Below are 16944 nucleotides of genomic sequence, written 5' to 3'. Positions count from 1 at the left end.
GAAGCCAGGTAACTGGTGGAGGTGACCGGTACTAATAGGCCGAGGGCTTGTCCATTGATGCTCGCGTCCACTGTGTTAGTTCTGAGGCAACGACCGTTGCCGGTTTTGAGCAGAACATCAATTGAAGAGTGTGCTTGTTCGCTCGAAACCGTTAGGGTTTCGGTGGTCATAGCGTGAGGGAAACGCCCGGTTACATTCCGAACCCGGAAGCTAAGCCTTTCAGCGCCGATGGTACTGCAGGGGGGACCCTGTGGGAGAGTAGGACACCGCCGAACAATCTTTCAGGGCCCTGGGTCCAGCGTTCACGCTGGGCCCAGGGCCTTTTTTATTTCCGTCGTAGCGCGCCCCATCGCCGGGTGCGCGAGAATGGCCGCAGTACCGAAGACAGGAGTCACGTCGATGTCCACCAACTCTCCCGACGACCGTCCGGAGCGCGAACCGCGCCGTCGAGACGATGGTGACCGAGGCGGATTCCGTGGTGGTCGCGACGACCGTGGCCCGCGTCGTGACGGGGACCGCGGGGGTTACCGGGGTGCCCGTGACGACCGTGGTGGTCGCCCCTCGGGCGGCGGCTACGGGCGCCGTGACGACCGGCCGTCGTTCCGTCGCGACGACCGTGGTGACCGTGACCGTGGTGGGTTCCGCGGCAACGACCGGGACCGTGACCAGAATCGCGGGCCGCGTCGTGACGACCGTGGCGGCGACCGTCCCGGTGGCGGTTTCCGTCGCGACGACCGTTCGCACGACCGTCGCGATGACCGTGGTGGGGACCGTCCCGGTGGCGGCTTCCGCCGTGACGACCGCGGCGGCGAGCGCTCCGGCGGCTACGGGCGCCGTGACGACCACCGCTCCGGCGGTGGCTACCGAGGCCCCCGTGACGACCGCCGTGACGACCGGCCGGCCTTCCGCCGTGACGACGACCGGGACCGTGGCGACCGTGGTGGCTACCGTTCGCACGACCGGCGCGACGACCGTCGTGACGACCGCAGGGGCGGCGACCGTCCCGGTGGCTTCCGTCGCGACGACCGTTCGCACGACCGCCGTGACGACCGTCGTGACGACCGTCCCGGTGGAGGCTTCCGCCGCGATGACCGTGGTGGCGAGCGTTCCGGCGGCTTCCGTCGCGACGACCGTCCGTACGAGCGTCGTGATGACCGTCGTGATGACCGGCCGTCGTTCCGTCGCGACGACCGTGGTGACCGTGACCGTGGTGGGTTCCGCGGCAACGACCGGGACCGTGACCAGAATCGCGGGCCGCGTCGTGACGACCGTGGCGGCGACCGTCCCGGTGGCGGCTTCCGCCGCGATGACCGTGGTGGCGAGCGTTCCGGTGGCTTCCGTCGCGACGACCGTTCGCACGACCGCCGTGACGACCGTCGTGACGACCGTCCCGGTGGCGGCTTCCGCCGTGACGACCGCGGCGGCGAGCGCTCCGGCGGCTACGGGCGCCGTGACGACCGTTCGCACGACCGTCGCGACGACCGGCGTGACGACCGGCCGTCGTTCCGCCGTGACGACGACCGGGACCGTGGCGGCTACCGGGGCGGTCGTCCCGGTGGACGGCCCGGTGGCGGGTACGACCGTGACCGTGGTGGTCGCCCGTCGGGCGGTGGCTACGGGCGCCGCGACGACCGTTCCGGCGGCGGTTTCCGCCGTGACGACCGGGACCGCGACCGCGACCGTCCGGAGCGCGAGCCCGTCAAGCGGCTGCCCATCCCGGACGACGTCACCGGCGAGGAGATCGACAAGGACGTTCGGCAGGAACTGCAGAGCCTGCCGAAGGGCCTCGCCGACGACGTGTCGCGCAACCTCGTCATGGTCGCGCGACTGATCGACGAGGAGCCCGAGGAGGCGTACGGCTACTCCCGGGTCGCCCTGCGGTTGGCCTCCAGGGTGGCCGCGGTCCGCGAGGCCGCCGGGTTCGCCGCGTACGCCACTCAGCGGTACTCCGAGGCGCTGGCCGAGTTCCGGGCCTCGCGGCGGATGACCGGCGGGGTCGAGCTGTGGCCCGTCATGGCGGACTGCGAGCGCGGTCTCGGACGGCCCGAGCGGGCGCTGGCGATGGCCGGTGAGCCCGAGACGCAGAAGCTGGACAAGGCCGGGCAGGTCGAGATGCGGCTGGTCGCGGCCGGTGCCCGGCGGGACATGGGGCAGCTGGACGCCGCCATCGTGACCCTTCAGAGCCCCGAGCTGGCGTCCAGCTCCGTACAGCCGTGGACCGCGCGGCTGCGGTACGCGTACGCCGACGCCCTGCTGGCGGCCGGGCGCGAGGCCGAGGCCCGGGAGTGGTTCGCCAAGGCGCTGGAGGCCGACAAGGACGGGGCGACCGACGCCTCCGACCGGCTCGCGGAGATCGACGGCGTCGAGTTCGTGGACGCGATGGACGCCGAGGACGTGACCGACGTGACCGACGTGAAGGACACGGACGGTGCCTCCGCCGCACCTGTGGCCGACGCGGGCGACGACGACGCCCCGGCGACCACCGACGGCGAAGCGGACGACCGCGACGCCTGAGCGGCGATGAGCTGAGACAAGAGGAGGGGCGGTCCCGTTCGGGGCCGCCCCTCCTCGCGTTCGTACGCCCGGCTACTCCAGGGCGAGGCTGCGCAGGACGAGTCCGGTGGCCGGCTTCGGGCCGAAGGACGTCGACTTGCGGGGCATGGTGACGCCCCGGCGGGCCAGGTCGCGGACGATCTCCTCCCGTACGGGATGGAGCAGTACGGCCGTACCGCCGTGCCGTTCGGCGTGCTCCACGGCCGCCGCCGCGTCATGGATGTAGCCGATCTCGTCGGGGCTGTCCGGGATCCGCCACAGCCGCTCCAGGACAGTGGCGTGGAGTACGGTCGCGTCCAGGGACCGCCATGCCTCGGGCCGGTCGGCGCGTACGGTCCGCGACAGCAGCTCCGGATCGGGCCGGTCGGCGAGCCGGAAGGAGCCGTCCCCGGCGAGCAGGAAGGCATTGCCGTCGGCGGCGGCCTCGGCGAGGGCGTCCAGCGCCCGGGGCAGCGGCCCGTCCACCCGGCGCACCCGGAACGCGTCCCCGGCGGTCAGGGACGCCAGCGCGGCCGGGACGGGCAGCCGTCGGACCACCCGGTGGATCGCCCGGACCCGCAGCGGGTAGCGGGCGGTGTCGACGAGCAGGACCAGGCCGTAGCTCCACGGGCCCGGATCCGGCCGCTCCGCGCGCAGCCGCAGATAGGTCGCCCAGCGGTGGTGGCCGTCGGCGATCAGCGCCTGGCGGTCGGCGAGATCCTTGCCGACCGCGGCCAGCTCCACCGGGTCGGTCAGGGCCCACAGCCGGTGGCTGAAGCCGTCCTCGGTGGTGGTGGCCAGCAGCGGGGGCCGCCGTACGGTGTCCTCGACGACGGCGGTCGCGCCGGTGGCGTCGCCGTCGCCGCGGTAGGTGAAGAGCAGCGGCTCCAGATTGGCGTCCGTGGTCCGCATCAGATCGGCCCGGTCGGCGACGATGTCGGGCATGACGTCCTCGTGCGGCAGGACGACGCCCTCGGCGGGCTCCGAGAGCGCGAGGGCGCCGATGATCCCCCGCTGGAGCAGATCGCCGTGGCGCTGCTCGTAGACGTAGAGCGCCGGTTCCGGATCGGCGGCGAGCACCCCTTCGGCGAGCCAGCGGGTGAGGGTGTCGGCGGCCCGGCGGTGCCGGGCCTCGGCGGTCCCGGCCTGCGGCAGGATCAGCCGGACGATGTTGTGCGGATCCGACGATTCCAGCTCGGCGAGGCCGTCGGGCCGGACGACGACGTCGTACGGGGGCGAGGTGACGGCGGCCAGCGAGCCGACGCGTTCGGGGACGTAGCGCAGTCCGCGGAAGGGCAGGAGGCGCAGGCCGTCGGTGGCCGCGGGACCTTCGCTGTTCATCAGAGCATCGTAAGCGCGTCCCGGGATGAGCGATGATCGGGGCAGTGACCGCGGGACGAGGAGAGTTGACGGATGAGTCGGCGGCAGATCAGGAACCGTCCGGACGGCAGCGCGGAGGCGCTGAGCGCGGCGTACGACACCGCCCTGCTCGACCTGGACGGGGTGGTGTACGCGGGCGGGCACGCCATCGGGCACGCCGTGGAGTCGCTGCGGACCGCCCGGGCGGCCGGGATGCGGCTCGCGTACGTCACCAACAACGCGCTGCGCCCGCCGGACGCGGTGGCGCGGCATCTGACCGAGCTGGGTGTGCCCGCCGAGGCGGACGAGGTGATCACCTCGGCGCAGGCGGTGGCCCGGCTGATCGCGGAACGGTTCCCGGCGGGCGCCCGGGTGCTGGTGATCGGTGGTGAGGGGCTCCGGGTCGCGCTGCGGGAACGGGGGCTCGTACCCGTCGATTCGGCGGACGACGATCCGGCGGCCGTCGTCCAGGGATACGGCGGGCCCGAACTGCCCTGGGGGCGGTTCGCGGAGGCGAGTTACGCGATCAGGCGCGGTGTGCCGTGGTTCGCGTCCAACACGGATCTGACGATTCCGGGCGCCCGGGGGATCGCGCCGGGCAACGGCGCGGCCGTGGAGGTGGTCCGGATCGCCACCGGCGCCGAGCCGGAGGTGGCGGGGAAGCCGCTGCCGCCGATGCACCGCGAGACGATTCTGCGGACCGGGGCCCGTACGCCGCTGGTGGTGGGGGACCGGCTGGACACCGATATCGAGGGCGCGTTCCACGGTGACGTGGACTCCCTGCTGGTGCTGACCGGGGTGACCGACCCGGCGCGGCTGCTGGCGGCGGAGCCCCGGCACCGGCCGACGTATGTGGACGAGGATCTGCGGGGGCTGCTGACCGGGCAGCCCGAGGTCTCCGGCGGCGGGGAAGGAGACGGGGACGCGGCGGCCGGATTCGGCTGCGGTGGCTGGACGGCGGCGGTACGGGACGGGGCGCTGGTCCTCGACGGCGCGGGGACGCCCCTGGACGGGCTGCGGGCGCTGTGCGCCGCCGCGTGGACGGCCGCCGGTCCCGGGGAGTACGGCGGGGACGCGGGCAAGGCGCTGTCCCGGCTGGGGTGGTGAGCCGGCGCCCCGAGGCGGCTCCCGGGCCCGGATCGACGGCGGGTGCGGGAGGGTAGGCTTGCCTAACTTCCCCCTGGTGTGGTGGTTCGTGCCGGTCCGTGGCCCGGGGCGGGCCGCCGGACCGCGGGCCGTCGAACCAGGAGTTACCACCCCCATGCAGCGACTCACCGCGGAATCGGTCACCCTCGGCTACGACCGCCGGGTCATCGCCGAGGATCTGACGGTCGCGATCCCCGACCACTCCTTCACGGTCATCGTGGGCCCCAACGCCTGCGGGAAGTCGACCCTGCTGCGGGCCCTGTCGCGGATGCTGAAGCCGACCGAGGGCCGGGTGCTGCTGGACGGGCAGACCATCCACTCCCTGCCCGCGAAGAAGGTCGCCAGGATCCTCGGGCTGCTGCCGCAGACCTCCGTGGCGCCCGACGGGATCACCGTCGCCGACCTGGTCGCCCGGGGCCGCTATCCCCATCAGGGGCTGCTGCGGCAGTGGTCGCCGGAGGACGAGCGGATCGTCCGCGAGTCGATGGCGTCGACCGGCGTCGGGGATCTCGCGGAGCGCTATGTGGACGAGCTGTCCGGCGGGCAGCGCCAGCGGGTGTGGATCGCCATGGCACTGGCCCAGCAGACCCCGCTGCTGCTGCTCGACGAGCCCACCACCTTCCTCGACATCCAGCACCAGCTGGAGGTCCTCGACCTCTGCGCCGAACTCCACGAGACCCAGGGCCGGACCCTGGTCGCCGTGCTCCACGATCTGAACCAGGCCGCGCGGTACGCCACGCATCTGGTCGCCCTCCGGGACGGCCGGGTGGTCGCCGAGGGCGCGCCGTCGGAGGTGGTCACGGAGGAGCTGGTGGAAGAGGTCTTCGGGGTACGGAGCCGGGTCATCGAGGACCCCGAGTCCGGTACGCCGCTGGTGGTGCCGGTGGCCCGGCGGCGCGGGGCCGTCGTGCCACCCGCCACGGGCTCCCCGGAGGCCGCGCCCGTCGAGAAGCGGTAGGCCCGCCGTACGGTGATACGTGTCAGCCGGATCCGGGGGCGACCTATCACCTGGTGAGAACCCGGTGAGAACGGCCGCCCGGAACAGGTGCTTACCGGGGCGGACGGGTCAGAGCAGGGATCTGAGCCGGATCAGATCGCGGAAACCGGCCTCCAGCTTGACCCGGCCCGAGGCCCACGCCCGGCCGAAGTTGAGCCGGCCGTCGACCATCGCGACCAGATCGTCGCCCGTCATCGCCAGCCGGATCGCGGCCTTCTCGCGCGGCGGGCCCGCGTGGTCGTCCGCCACCTCGATCACACCGCCGCGCAGCCGCCCGGTGAAGGTGAGGTCCAGATCCGTGATGTGGCAGCTCAACGAGCGGTCGAGCGCCGTCGCGGCACGGACGTCGCCGTCCGCGCGGGTGAGATTGTCACTGAGTCTGCCGAGCGCCTCACGGCACTCTTCCTTCGTCGCCATCGTGATCGACCGTACCCCAGACCTTCGGGGTAGCGTCGGGGCATGAACGACGTGACGCCCGCAGAGCCGGGCCCGGGCCCCGAACACGACGGCGACCGCGACCCCGTGGAACGGGCGGACCGGGGCGAGCGGCACGGCGGCGACGGCCATGACGGGGAAGGGGACGGGGACGTACCGGCCCTCGCGCCGTACGAACCGGCCGCGCCCGCGCCGCTGGGCGTGGTCCGCGCCCCGACCGGGAACACCGGGGTCGACACCGTGCTGGACCGTCTCGCCGACGCCGACCACCTCCCGGCCGACGGACACCTGGCGGTGTACGAGGATGTACACGGGGGACTGCGCGACGTCCTGGCCGCGCTCGACGCGCCCGAACCCACCGCGCACCACCCCGCGCACCCCGTACCGCACGACCACAGGAGCTGAACCGAACGTGGCAGGAGTCGCCCGCCGTCGCCTCGACGCCGAGCTGGTACGCCGCAGACTCGCGCGCTCGCGCGAGCAGGCGAGCCAGCTGATCGCCGCCGGGCGGGTCACCGTCGGCGGCACCACCGCGACCAAGGCCGCCACCCAGGTCGAGACCAGTGCCGCGATCGTGGTCGCCGCCGACGGCTCCGACCCCGACTACGTCTCCCGGGGCGGCCACAAGCTCGCGGGCGCGCTGGCCGCCTTCACTCCCCTCGGGCTGGCCGTCGAAGGGCGCGTAGCGCTCGACGCCGGGGCCTCCACCGGCGGCTTCACCGATGTACTGCTGCGCGCGGGCGCCGCCCGGGTCTTCGCCGTCGACGTCGGCTACGGACAGCTCGCCTGGTCGCTCCAGAGCGACGACCGGGTCACCGTCAAGGACCGGACCAATGTCCGCGAACTCACCCCGGAGGCCCTGGACGGCGCCTTGGCCGACCTGGTCGTGGGGGATCTCTCCTTCATCCCGCTCGGACTGGTGCTGCCCGCCCTGGTCCGATGCTCGGCGCCCGGCGCCGATCTGGTGCTGATGGTCAAACCGCAGTTCGAGGTGGGCCGGGAACGGCTCGGCACCGGCGGCGTCGTCCGCAGCACCGAACTGCGCAAGGAAGCCGTACGGACCGTGGCGGACCAGGCCGCGTCCCTCGGACTGGGCGTACTGGGCGTCACCGCCAGCCCGCTGCCCGGACCGTCCGGCAATGTGGAGTACTTCCTCTGGCTCCGGGCCGGAGCGCCCGGGCTGGAGCAGGCGGACCTCGATCGAGCAGTGGCGGAGGGACCTCGTTGACCACACCAGCGGCGACCACCGAACGGACCGTCTTCCTCCTCGCGCACACCGGCCGCAAGGCGGCCGTCCGCAGCGCCGAACTCGTCGTCGAGGGGCTGCTCCGCAGCGGACTCGGGGTCCGGGTCCTCGCGGCGGAGGCGGCGGACCTGCCGCTGCCCCCGGCGGTCGCGACCGTACCCGAGGCCACCCCCGACGCCCTCGACGGCTGTGAACTCCTCATCGTGCTCGGCGGTGACGGCACCCTGCTGCGCGGCGCCGAGTTCGCCCGCGCCTCCGGGGTGCCGATGCTCGGGGTCAACCTGGGCCGGGTCGGCTTTCTCGCCGAGGCCGAACGCGACGACCTCGACCGGGTCGTCAACCGGGTGGTCGACCGGGCCTACGAGGTCGAGGAGCGGATGACCGTCGACGTCGCGGTCTGCCGCAACGGCGACATAGTCCACCGGGACTGGGCGCTGAACGAGGCGGCCGTACAGAAGGTCTCCCCGGACCGGATGCTGGAGGTGGTGCTGGAGATCGACGGCCGCCCGGTGACCGCGTTCGGCTGCGACGGCATCGTCTGCGCCACCCCCACCGGCTCCACGGCCTACGCCTTCTCGGCGGGCGGCCCCGTGGTCTGGCCCGAGGTGGAGGCGCTGCTGATGGTCCCGATCAGCGCGCACGCCCTCTTCGCCAAGCCGCTGGTGACCGCGCCCACCTCGGTTCTCGCGGTGGAGGTCCAGGAGCACACCCCGCACGGGGTGCTCTGGTGCGACGGCCGCCGGACCGTCGAACTGCCCCCCGGGGCCCGGGTGGAGGTCCGCAGGGGAGCCGTACCCGTACGGCTGGCCCGGCTGCACCACGCGTCGTTCACGGACCGGCTGGTGGCGAAGTTCGCCCTGCCGATCGCCGGCTGGCGGGGAGCGCCGCCCACCCAGTGACGGGGCTGGGCTCGCCCGCCCGGCCCCGGTTCAGCCGCCGACGGCCCGGCCACCGAACAGCATCAGCACGACCGCCGCCAGGATGGCCCCTCCGAGGACGAGGGGAAGGAGCATGAAGTGCGCGCGCGGGCCCGAGCACGTGACCAGGGTGGGGTCCTCCGGGTCGTAGACGACGTCGACGGCCGTGCCCGTCCCGTCGTCCGAGTCCACGGTCCGCAGCGACACCACGTCCCGGAACTCCGTCCCCTCGGCCGTGGTGAAGGCGAACAGGGGGAAGTACTGGTACTCGCGGCGGACCGGGCGGTAGCCCGTGATCGTGCCCCGGACGGTGATGCCTCGGCGGCGCAGCCGCCGCAGCGCGAAGGTCCGCCGGGGGCGGCTGCGGGCCGGTACGCCCCCGGCGGCGATCCGGCACCCCACCGGTGCCATCCACAGGGCCTGGAAGGTGAGGAGGGCCGCGAAGACCGGTTCGTCCGTGTCCAGGGTCAGCGTCAGGACCACCGCGAACCAGCCGAGCCAGACCGTGCCGTACAGCACCCGCCGCCACGGGAAAGGGCTGGTGACGGCCGAGATCCGGACCTCGGCCGCGTCCACCGGCGGGGCGTCGGCCACCGCCCGCGCCAGCCGGGCCCGGAACGCCTCGGCCGCGTGCGCGTGCTCCGCGGGCAGGAAGAGGAAGGCGACGGGGTCGGCGCCCTCCGGCAGGGACACACCCCGCCGGAACCGGATCGTGACGCCCGCGCGCGGCCCCGGACCGCCCGTCTCCACCGCCCGGACCGCCGCCACCGGTATCTCCCACACCGTCCGGCCGTGTGTGAACACCAGTCGGGAACCGTCGAAACGCGCCGACGCGCGCCCGGAGGCGATCACCGGTTCTGGTGAAGTGTTTTTCGGCATCAGCGGAGCATAGAGCCACCGGCCGCCGGTCGTACCAGGTGATGACGGTGATATCGGCATGGGGTCGGCGTCGCGCGCCGGCCGGGAAACCTCGTATGGTCGTGTCCGTGTTGGAGGAGATGAGGATACGGTCGCTCGGGGTCATCGACGACGCCGTCGTCGAGCTGTCCCCCGGTTTCACCGCGGTGACCGGCGAGACCGGCGCGGGCAAGACCATGGTCGTCACCAGCCTGGGGCTGCTGCTCGGCGGGCGCGCCGACCCCGCCCTGGTGCGGATCGGCGCGAAGTCCGCCGTCGTCGAGGGACGGATCGCGGTCCCGTCCGGCGCGTCCGCCGCCGTACGCGCCGAGGAGGCGGGGGCCGAGCTGGACGACGGCACCCTGCTGATCAGCCGGACCGTTTCGGCGGAAGGCCGCTCGCGGGCCCACGTCGGCGGCAGGTCCGTACCCGTGGGGCTGCTCTCGGAGCTGGCCGACGACCTCGTCGCCGTACACGGCCAGACCGATCAGCAGGGGCTGCTGCGGCCCGCCCGGCAGCGGGCCGCGCTGGACCGGTACGCGGGCGCCGCGGTCTCCGGGCCGCTCGCCGACTACACCACCGCCTACCGGCGGCTGCGCGCCCTCACCGCCGAACTCGACGAGCTGACCACCCGGGCCCGGGAACGCGCCCAGGAGGCCGATCTGCTGCGGTTCGGGCTCGACGAGATCGCGGGCGCCGAACCCCGGGCCGGAGAGGACGCCGAACTCGCCGCCGAGGCGGAGCGCCTGGGCCACGCCGAAGCCCTCGCCTCCGCCGCGTCGGCCGCGCACGCCGCGCTCGCGGGCGACCCCGAGGACCCCGAGGGCGTCGACGCCACCACCCTCGTCGCGGGCGCGGGCCGGGCGCTGGACGCCGTACGCGCCCACGATCCGGCGCTGGCCGCCCTCGCCGACCGGATGGGGGAGATCTCCATCCTCCTCGCCGACGTCTCCGGTGAACTCGCCGGATACGCCGACCGGCTGGAGGCCGACCCCCGGCGGCTCGCGGCCGTCGAGGAACGCCGGGCCGCCCTGACCGCCCTCACCCGCAAGTACGGCAAATACGGCGAGAGAATTGAGGCCGTCGTCGCCTGGGCCGAGGAGGGCGCCGCCCGGCTCGCCGAACTCGACGGCGACGACGACCGGATCGGCGGACTCACCGCCGAACGGGACACCGTCCGGGCCGAACTGGCCGGGCTCGCCCGGCGGCTCACCGACGCCAGGACCGAGGCCGCCGACCGGTTCGCCGCCGCCGTCACCGAAGAGCTGGCGTCCCTGGCGATGCCGCACGCCCGGGTCTCCTTCGCGCTCCGGCAGCAGGACGACCCGGACGGCGTCGACCTCGACGGCCGGACCGTGGCCTACGGGCCCCACGGCGTCGACGAGGTCGAACTGCTGCTCGCCCCGCACCCCGGCGCGCCGCCCCGGCCCATCGCCAAGGGCGCGTCCGGGGGCGAACTCTCCAGGGTGATGCTCGCCGTCGAGGTCGTCTTCGCCGGGACCGACCCCGTGCCCACCTATCTCTTCGACGAGGTCGACGCGGGCGTCGGCGGCAAGGCGGCCGTCGAGATCGGCCGGCGGCTGGCGAAACTCGCCCGCTCGGCTCAGGTCGTGGTGGTGACACATCTGCCGCAGGTGGCCGCCTTCGCCGACCGTCAACTCCTGGTCGAGAAGACCAGCGACGGCTCCGTCACCCGCAGCGGGGTGACCGTACTCGAAGGTGAGGACCGGGTCCGCGAACTCTCCCGGATGCTGGCGGGCCAGGAGGACTCGGAGACCGCCCGCGCCCACGCGGAGGAGTTGCTGGCGAGCGCGCGCAGCGACGGCTGACGGCGCGGGTTTCGGCGGTCCCGGAGATACCGGGGGTCTGACGGCTCGACGGTCGGGGGCCGGCTCGGCTCGGTCCTGCCGAGGTGGCCGTACGCCGTGTGGGTGAATCGGGTGTACGGGGATATGGGCCCCGTACACCCACATTGCCGCAACGGCCCGGCGGGCTGGCATCCTTGGCGGGTGACACAGCTGCGTACGGTCCAGGTACTGGGCGGCGGCAGCGCGGGGAGCAGCGCGCACGTCCGGTCACTGGCCTCGGGGCTGGTGGCCCGCGGCGTGCGGGTGACCGTCTGCGCGCCGGCCGGCCTCGAACACGACTACGACTTCCCCGGTACGGGTGCCGACTTCACCCCCGTACCCCGGCGCGGCGACCCCCTGTCGATCGGCGCCCTCCGTGCCGCGTTCCGCGGCGCGCACCTGGTCCACGCACACGGTCTGCACGCCGGGGCCCGGGCCGCCGTCGCGCTCCGCGGACTCACCGTGCCGCTCGTCGTCACCTGGCACACCCGCGCCCGGGCCGACGGCGCCCGCGGCCACGCCCTGCGGCTGCTGGAGCGGCGGGTCGCGCGGACGGCGGAAGTCGTCCTCGGCACCTGCTCCGAACTCGTCGACCGGGCCCGTCGGCGCGGCGCCAGGGACGCCCGGCTCGCGCCCGTCGCCGTACCGCCGTCGGTGGCCCCCGGCGACGGCCTCCCGCCCGACAAGACCCGGGCCGAACTCGGGGCCGTCGGGCGGCCGCTCGTGGTGGCCGTCGGCAGCCTCGTACCCCACCGGGGGTACGACGTCCTCCTCGACGCCGCCGCCCGGCTGCGGGACCTCGGCGCCGACCCCGCCCCGCTCGTCCTCGTCGCCGGAGAAGGCCGGGACCGGGCCGCGCTGCGGCGGCGGGTCGATACGGAGGATCTGCCCGTACGGCTCCTCGGGCGGCGCGACGACATCGCCGACCTGCTGGCGGCGGCGGACGTCGCCGTGCTGCCCAGCCGGTGGGAGGCGCGGTCCGTTCTCGCGCAGGAAGCCCTCCGGCTCGGGGTGCCGCTGGTCGCCACGGCGGTCGGCGGCGTCCCCGAACTCGTCGGCGACGCGGCGGAACTGGTGCCGTACGGGGACCCCGACGCGCTCGCCCTCGCGCTCTCGGCCCTGCTCGCCGACCCCGCGCGCCGGGCGGCGCTGGCCCGGGCGGGCCGGGCGCAGGCGGCGACCTGGCAGACGGAGGACGAGACGGTCGCGCACGTCCTGAGCGTCTACGACGAGCTGGTCCCCAGAGGCGGGGGCGCCTTCCGCTGAGGAGCCCCTCCACCAGGGCCCCCGCCCAAGAGCCGCCCGCTGTCCGCGGGTGGCTGTTCTTCGGTGACGGGAGGACCCCCGGCGCCTCGGCGCCCCGGGTTGCCGCCCGCGCCTTCCGCCCTGCCGGGCCACTGCGTCAGTCGCGCCCGCGGCCCGGTGGTGGGCTGTTCGCGCAGTTCCCCGCGCCCCTGAACGCTCTCCCACTCCCGGCCCCTGGAAGGGAGCCCGTCTTCTTGCGGGGGCGGCGAGCAGGGCAACCCAGGGGCGCGGGGAACTGCGCGACCGGCGACGACGGTGGTGCGGGCCGCGAACGACATCAGGTCGCCGGGCGCGGCCCGGGTCTTTCGGCGATGCCGTGGAGGGCCGGGGCGCCGGGGGTCCCCCCTTGCCGAAGGCATAGGGGGCGGAACTGCGCGACGAGCCACGCACGGTCCGCGGGCCGCGAACGACATCAGGTCGCCGGGCGCGGCCCGGGGGCGTGGGCTTCACCCGGAGGGCCGAGGCGCCGGGGGTCCCTCCGTCACCGAAGGGCGCAGGGGCGCGCGGGACTGCGCAAACGACCCACCGGCGGGCCGTGGGCAGGTGACCCTAGCGGGAGGCGAGGTGGCGGCGGGCGCGGAGGGCCAGGTTGAGCGTGAGGATCGACTCCGGGTCGTCCAGGTCCGTCGCCAGGAGTTCGGAGATCCGGGCCAGCCGGTTGTAGAGCGTCTGGCGGTTGAGGTGCAGCTCGCGGGCCGTCTCCGCCTTGCGGCCGGTGTGGGAGAGGTAGGTCTCCAGGGTCGGGAGCAGTGGCGGGCGGGCCGTCGCGTCGTGGTCCCGGAGGGGGCCCAGCGCGCGGTCCACGAACGCCGCGAGGTCGGGGTCGTCGCGGAGTCGCCACAGGAGGAGTTCGATATCGAGGCGCCGGGCGTCGTACCAGGCCCGGCCGGTGAGGCCCTGTGCGGCGGTCGCGGCCTCGGCGGTGTGCCGCAGGGTGGCGGGGACGGTGTCCCAGTCGCCCGGTCTGCCGACCACCACGACGGGCGGCCCGGCCCCGGCCCGGTCGAGTCCGGCGCGTTCGACCCCGGTCCGCAGCGCCGCGGCGACCCGGTCGGCGGCGGAGCGCAGCCCCACCAGCAGGGGGACGCGGCCCTCCACGGGACGTACGCCCAGCAGGACGGGGACACCGACGGCGGACAGCTCTTCGAGGACGGTCCGGGCCAGGGACGCCCAGGTGCCGCCGGCGGGGGAGAGGCGCATCACGACCGGCAGCAGGGGGCCCGTACCGGCGGGGCGGAAGCCGAGCAGCCTGGCCTGGGCGGGGGCGTCGCCGGGGGCGATCCGGCCCTCGGCGAGGTCGGTGAGGAAGTCGCCCCGGCCGCGCGCGGCCAGTTCCTCCTCCTGCCGGGCCTGCATCAGGACGACGGCGAGCAGGCCGGCGGCCCGTTCGGCGGCCATCCGGTGGACGGGGTGCGGGGGCGCGTCGACGGCGGGCAGTACGAGCCGGGCCCGGGGGGCGCCCTGGCCGCCGCCGGGGACGTCGACGAGGACGGTGCCCGCGGGCGGCGCGAGCCGGGCCCCGGGCCGGCCCCGCAGCCCCTCCCAGACCTGGAGCGGCTCGGCCGCCGTCTGTTCACCGCCGGGCCCGGCCGCGTACAGCAGCTCGCCGTCGGCGGTCTCCAGGAAGACCGGGTTCCCGGCGAACTCGGCCAGGATGCTCAGTACCCGGGGTACGCCGCCCCCGCCGAGGAGGACCTCGGTACAGCGCCGGTGGACCTCGTCGGCGCGGCGCAGCAGGGCGTAGTGCCCGTTGACGATCTCGGTATGGATCTCCTCGGTCACCGTGACGAAGGGGACCTCGCGGTGGAGCTGGACCAGCGGCAGGCCGTCGGCCCGTGCGGTGTCCACGATCGCCGACGGCAGCCGGGTGAACCGGTGGCCCAGTTCGACCACGAGCGCCGCGATGCCCCGTTCGGTGAGCCGCCGGACGAAGGCGCGCTGTTCGGCGGGTCTGGTGCCGAGGCCCAGACCCGTCGTCAGCAGCAGTTCGCCGCCCTTGAGGAGGGAGGCGATATTGGGGACCTCGCCCGCGTGGACCCAGCGCACCGGGCGGTCGAGCCGTTCGGCACCGGCGACGACCTCCGGGAGCCCGGACCGCAGTCCCGGCAGTTCGAGCGCCCGGCGGACGGTGATACCGCCCCGGTACGCGTCGGGGGTTTCCACGGACGTGTTGTTCCTATCCGCCGTAGGCGCCGGACGCGGTGAGCCGGAGCGCCGTGTCGATCAGCGGGACGTGGCTGAACGCCTGCGGGAAGTTCCCCACCTGACGGCCGTTCTTCGAGTCCCACTCCTCGGCGAGCAGCCCGAGGTCGTTGCGGAGCGCGAGCAGCTTCTCGAAGAGCTTGCGGGCCTCGTCGACCCGGCCGATCATCGCCAGGTCGTCGGCGAGCCAGAACGAGCAGGCGAGGAACGCGCCCTCGTCGCCCTCCAGGCCGTCGACCCCGGCGTCGTCACCGGCGGTGGGGTAGCGCAGGATGAAGCCGTCCTCGGTGGACAGCTCGCGCTGGATCGCCTCGATGGTGCCGATGACGCGCTTGTCGTCGGGCGGCAGAAAGCCCATCTGGGGGATGAGGAGGAGGGACGCGTCCAGTTCCTTGGAGCCGTACGACTGGGTGAAGGTGTTCCGCTCCCGGTCGTAGCCCTTCTCGCAGACGTCGCGGTGCATGTCGTCGCGGAGCTGCCGCCAGCGCTCCAGCGGTCCGTCGACGTCCCCGGCCTCGATGAGCTTGATGGTCCGGTCGACGGCGACCCAGGCCATCACCTTGGAGTGGACGAAGTGGCGGCGGGGGCCGCGGACCTCCCAGATGCCCTCGTCGGGCTCCATCCAGTGCTTCTCCAGGTACTGGATCAGCTTGAGCTGGAGCAGCGACGCGTAGTCGTTCCGGGCCAGGCCGGTCATATGGGCCAGATGGAGGGCCTCGGTGACCTCGCCGTAGACGTCGAGCTGGAGCTGGTGGGCGGCGCCGTTGCCGACGCGTACGGGGGTGGAGTTCTCGTACCCCGGCAGCCAGTCCAGCTCCGCCTCGCCCAGCTCCCGCTCGCCCGCGATGCCGTACATGATCTGGAGGTTCTCGGGGTCGCCCGCGACGGCCCGCAGCAGCCACTCGCGCCAGGCGCGGGCCTCTTCGCGGTAGCCGGTGCGCAGCAGCGACGAGAGGGTGATCGCGGCGTCGCGGAGCCAGGTGTAGCGGTAGTCCCAGTTCCGTACGCCGCCGATCTCCTCGGGGAGTGAGGTGGTGGGGGCGGCGACGATGCCGCCGGTGGGGGCGTAGGTGAGGGCCTTGAGGGTGATCAGGGAGCGGATCACGGCCTCCCGGTAGGGGCCGTGGTACGTACACTGCTCCACCCACTCGCGCCAGAACTCCTCGGTGGCCTCCAGGGACGCCTCGGGCTCGGGGAGGGCGGGCGACCGGTGGTGGGAGGGCTGCCAGGAGATGGTGAAGGCGATCCGCTCACCGGGGGCGACGGTGAAGTCGGAGTAGGTGGTCAGGTCCTTGCCGTAGGTGTCGGCGGGGGAGTCGAACCACACCGAGTCGGGTCCGGCGACGGCGACCGTACGGCCGTCGACCTTGTGGACCCACGGCACGATCCGTCCGTAGGAGAACCGCATCCGCAGGGCGGAGCGCATCGGCACCCGTCCGCTGACGCCCTCCACGATCCTGATCAGCTGGGGCGCGCCGTCGCGCGGCGGCATGAAGTCCGTCACCCGGACGGTGCCGCGCGGGGTGTCCCACTCGGATTCCAGGATGAGGGAGTCGCCCCGGTAACGGCGGCGGTCGGCGGCGGGGGGCTCGGCTTCGTCGGGATGGGCGGGTCCCAGTCTCCAGAAGCCGTGCTCCTCGGTGCCGAGCAGTCCCGCGAAGACGGCATGCGAGTCGAAGCGCGGCAGGCACAGCCAGTCGGCTGTGCCGTCCCGGCAGACCAGCGCCGCGGTCTGCATGTCTCCGATGAGTGCGTAATCCTCGATGCGCCCGGCCACGTGCATCTCCAGTCGAACGGCCACGTCCGCCCCGTAGGGCGCTTGCTGTGGTCGGGGCCGCTTCCGTCGCGAGCACGGGGTCCGGGTTGACGTGCGGGAACGCGGTTCCGAACCGTCCCGTCCGCCGTCCATCACCACCCTGCTCTGATGCGCTTAGCGCGCCCCTCGGCATCGCTCAGCAGAGCGAGTGTCCGAGCAGGATACGACGCGGTACGGGCATCCGCGTGGCGGTCTCGGCAACGTGCGTGATCCGAACGAGTGAGCCATGGGTGAACTGCTGGTGG

General features: G+C 73.9%; 13 protein-coding genes, 1 rRNA gene and 1 pseudogene. 10 read left to right on the top strand and 5 right to left on the bottom strand.

The window, feature by feature from the left end; translation table 11 throughout:
- Positions 1–158: 158 nt before the first annotated feature.
- From rrf to ABZ714_RS30155, 3 genes and pseudogenes are all read left to right on the top strand, one after another.
- A 5S ribosomal RNA gene (gene rrf / locus ABZ714_RS30165) occupies positions 159–275 on the top strand.
- A gap of 169 nt (positions 276–444) precedes the next feature.
- A pseudogene (locus tag ABZ714_RS30160) lies at positions 445–1155 on the top strand (tetratricopeptide repeat protein); the annotation flags it as partial.
- Between the two features lie 552 nt (positions 1156–1707).
- Positions 1708–2514 (top strand): hypothetical protein, encoded by an 807-nt coding sequence (locus tag ABZ714_RS30155; protein ID WP_358828534.1) that lies wholly within the window; start codon positions 1708–1710, stop codon positions 2512–2514.
- A gap of 72 nt (positions 2515–2586) precedes the next feature.
- Here the strand turns inward: ABZ714_RS30155 and ABZ714_RS30150 are convergent, their stop codons facing one another.
- Positions 2587–3873: a DUF1015 domain-containing protein gene (locus tag ABZ714_RS30150; protein WP_358828527.1), complete on the bottom strand. Its 1287-nt coding sequence runs from the start codon at positions 3871–3873 to the stop codon at positions 2587–2589.
- 72 nt (positions 3874–3945) lie between these two features.
- Here ABZ714_RS30150 and ABZ714_RS30145 point away from each other — a divergent pair, with 72 nt between their 5' ends.
- Both ABZ714_RS30145 and ABZ714_RS30140 read left to right on the top strand, forming a co-directional pair.
- Positions 3946–4998 (top strand): HAD hydrolase-like protein, encoded by a 1053-nt coding sequence (locus ABZ714_RS30145; protein WP_358828526.1) that lies wholly within the window; start codon positions 3946–3948, stop codon positions 4996–4998.
- A 154-nt stretch (positions 4999–5152) separates the two neighbouring features.
- Complete coding sequence (locus ABZ714_RS30140; RefSeq protein WP_358828525.1) at positions 5153–5995, top strand: ABC transporter ATP-binding protein; 843 nt, start codon at positions 5153–5155, stop codon at positions 5993–5995.
- A gap of 108 nt (positions 5996–6103) precedes the next feature.
- Here the strand turns inward: ABZ714_RS30140 and ABZ714_RS30135 are convergent, their stop codons facing one another.
- Positions 6104–6451 (bottom strand): SCP2 sterol-binding domain-containing protein, encoded by a 348-nt coding sequence (locus ABZ714_RS30135; RefSeq protein WP_358828524.1) that lies wholly within the window; start codon positions 6449–6451, stop codon positions 6104–6106.
- Between the two features lie 42 nt (positions 6452–6493).
- On the opposite strand from ABZ714_RS30135, the gene ABZ714_RS30130 reads away from it, so the two are divergent.
- Genes ABZ714_RS30130 through ABZ714_RS30120 form a run of 3 tightly spaced genes read left to right on the top strand, consistent with a single transcriptional unit; the run spans position 6494 to position 8614 of the window.
- Positions 6494–6874, top strand: a complete 381-nt coding sequence (locus tag ABZ714_RS30130; protein ID WP_358828523.1) for a hypothetical protein — start codon at positions 6494–6496, stop codon at positions 6872–6874.
- A gap of 7 nt (positions 6875–6881) precedes the next feature.
- Complete coding sequence (locus ABZ714_RS30125; RefSeq protein ID WP_358828522.1) at positions 6882–7697, top strand: TlyA family RNA methyltransferase; 816 nt, start codon at positions 6882–6884, stop codon at positions 7695–7697.
- Positions 7694–8614, top strand: a complete 921-nt coding sequence (locus tag ABZ714_RS30120) for an NAD kinase (protein ID WP_358828521.1) — start codon at positions 7694–7696, stop codon at positions 8612–8614. Before ABZ714_RS30125 ends, ABZ714_RS30120 begins: the two co-directional genes overlap by 4 nt.
- 30 nt (positions 8615–8644) lie before the next feature.
- On the opposite strand, the gene ABZ714_RS30115 is transcribed toward ABZ714_RS30120, so the two are convergent.
- Complete coding sequence (locus ABZ714_RS30115; protein WP_358828520.1) at positions 8645–9511, bottom strand: DUF3592 domain-containing protein; 867 nt, start codon at positions 9509–9511, stop codon at positions 8645–8647.
- Positions 9512–9606: 95 nt separating this feature from the next.
- Here ABZ714_RS30115 and recN point away from each other — a divergent pair, with 95 nt between their 5' ends.
- Together recN and ABZ714_RS30105 are read left to right on the top strand one after the other, a co-directional pair.
- Positions 9607–11358 carry a DNA repair protein RecN gene (gene recN, locus ABZ714_RS30110; RefSeq protein WP_358828519.1) on the top strand — a complete coding sequence of 584 codons (1752 nt, stop codon included), beginning with the start codon at positions 9607–9609 and terminating at the stop codon, positions 11356–11358.
- 180 nt (positions 11359–11538) lie between these two features.
- The gene (locus ABZ714_RS30105) at positions 11539–12642 is read left to right on the top strand and encodes a glycosyltransferase family 4 protein (protein ID WP_358828518.1); all 1104 of its coding nucleotides are present in this window, start codon (positions 11539–11541) and stop codon (positions 12640–12642) included.
- A 588-nt stretch (positions 12643–13230) separates the two neighbouring features.
- Here the strand turns inward: ABZ714_RS30105 and ABZ714_RS30100 are convergent.
- Positions 13231–14844, bottom strand: a complete 1614-nt coding sequence (locus ABZ714_RS30100; protein WP_358828517.1) for a PucR family transcriptional regulator ligand-binding domain-containing protein — start codon at positions 14842–14844, stop codon at positions 13231–13233.
- A 13-nt stretch (positions 14845–14857) separates the two neighbouring features.
- Positions 14858–16666, bottom strand: coding sequence for a glycoside hydrolase family 15 protein (locus ABZ714_RS30095; protein WP_358828533.1), 1809 nt, complete (start codon positions 16664–16666; stop codon positions 14858–14860).
- Positions 16667–16944: the final 278 nt, after the last annotated feature.

The sequence above is a fragment of the Streptomyces sp. NPDC006798 genome (assembly GCF_040635975.1).
Classification (GTDB): Bacteria; Actinomycetota; Actinomycetes; order Streptomycetales; family Streptomycetaceae; genus Streptomyces.
The sequence above is the reverse complement of the archived record's forward strand: the minus strand, read 5'-3'. Positions and strand labels throughout refer to the sequence as shown.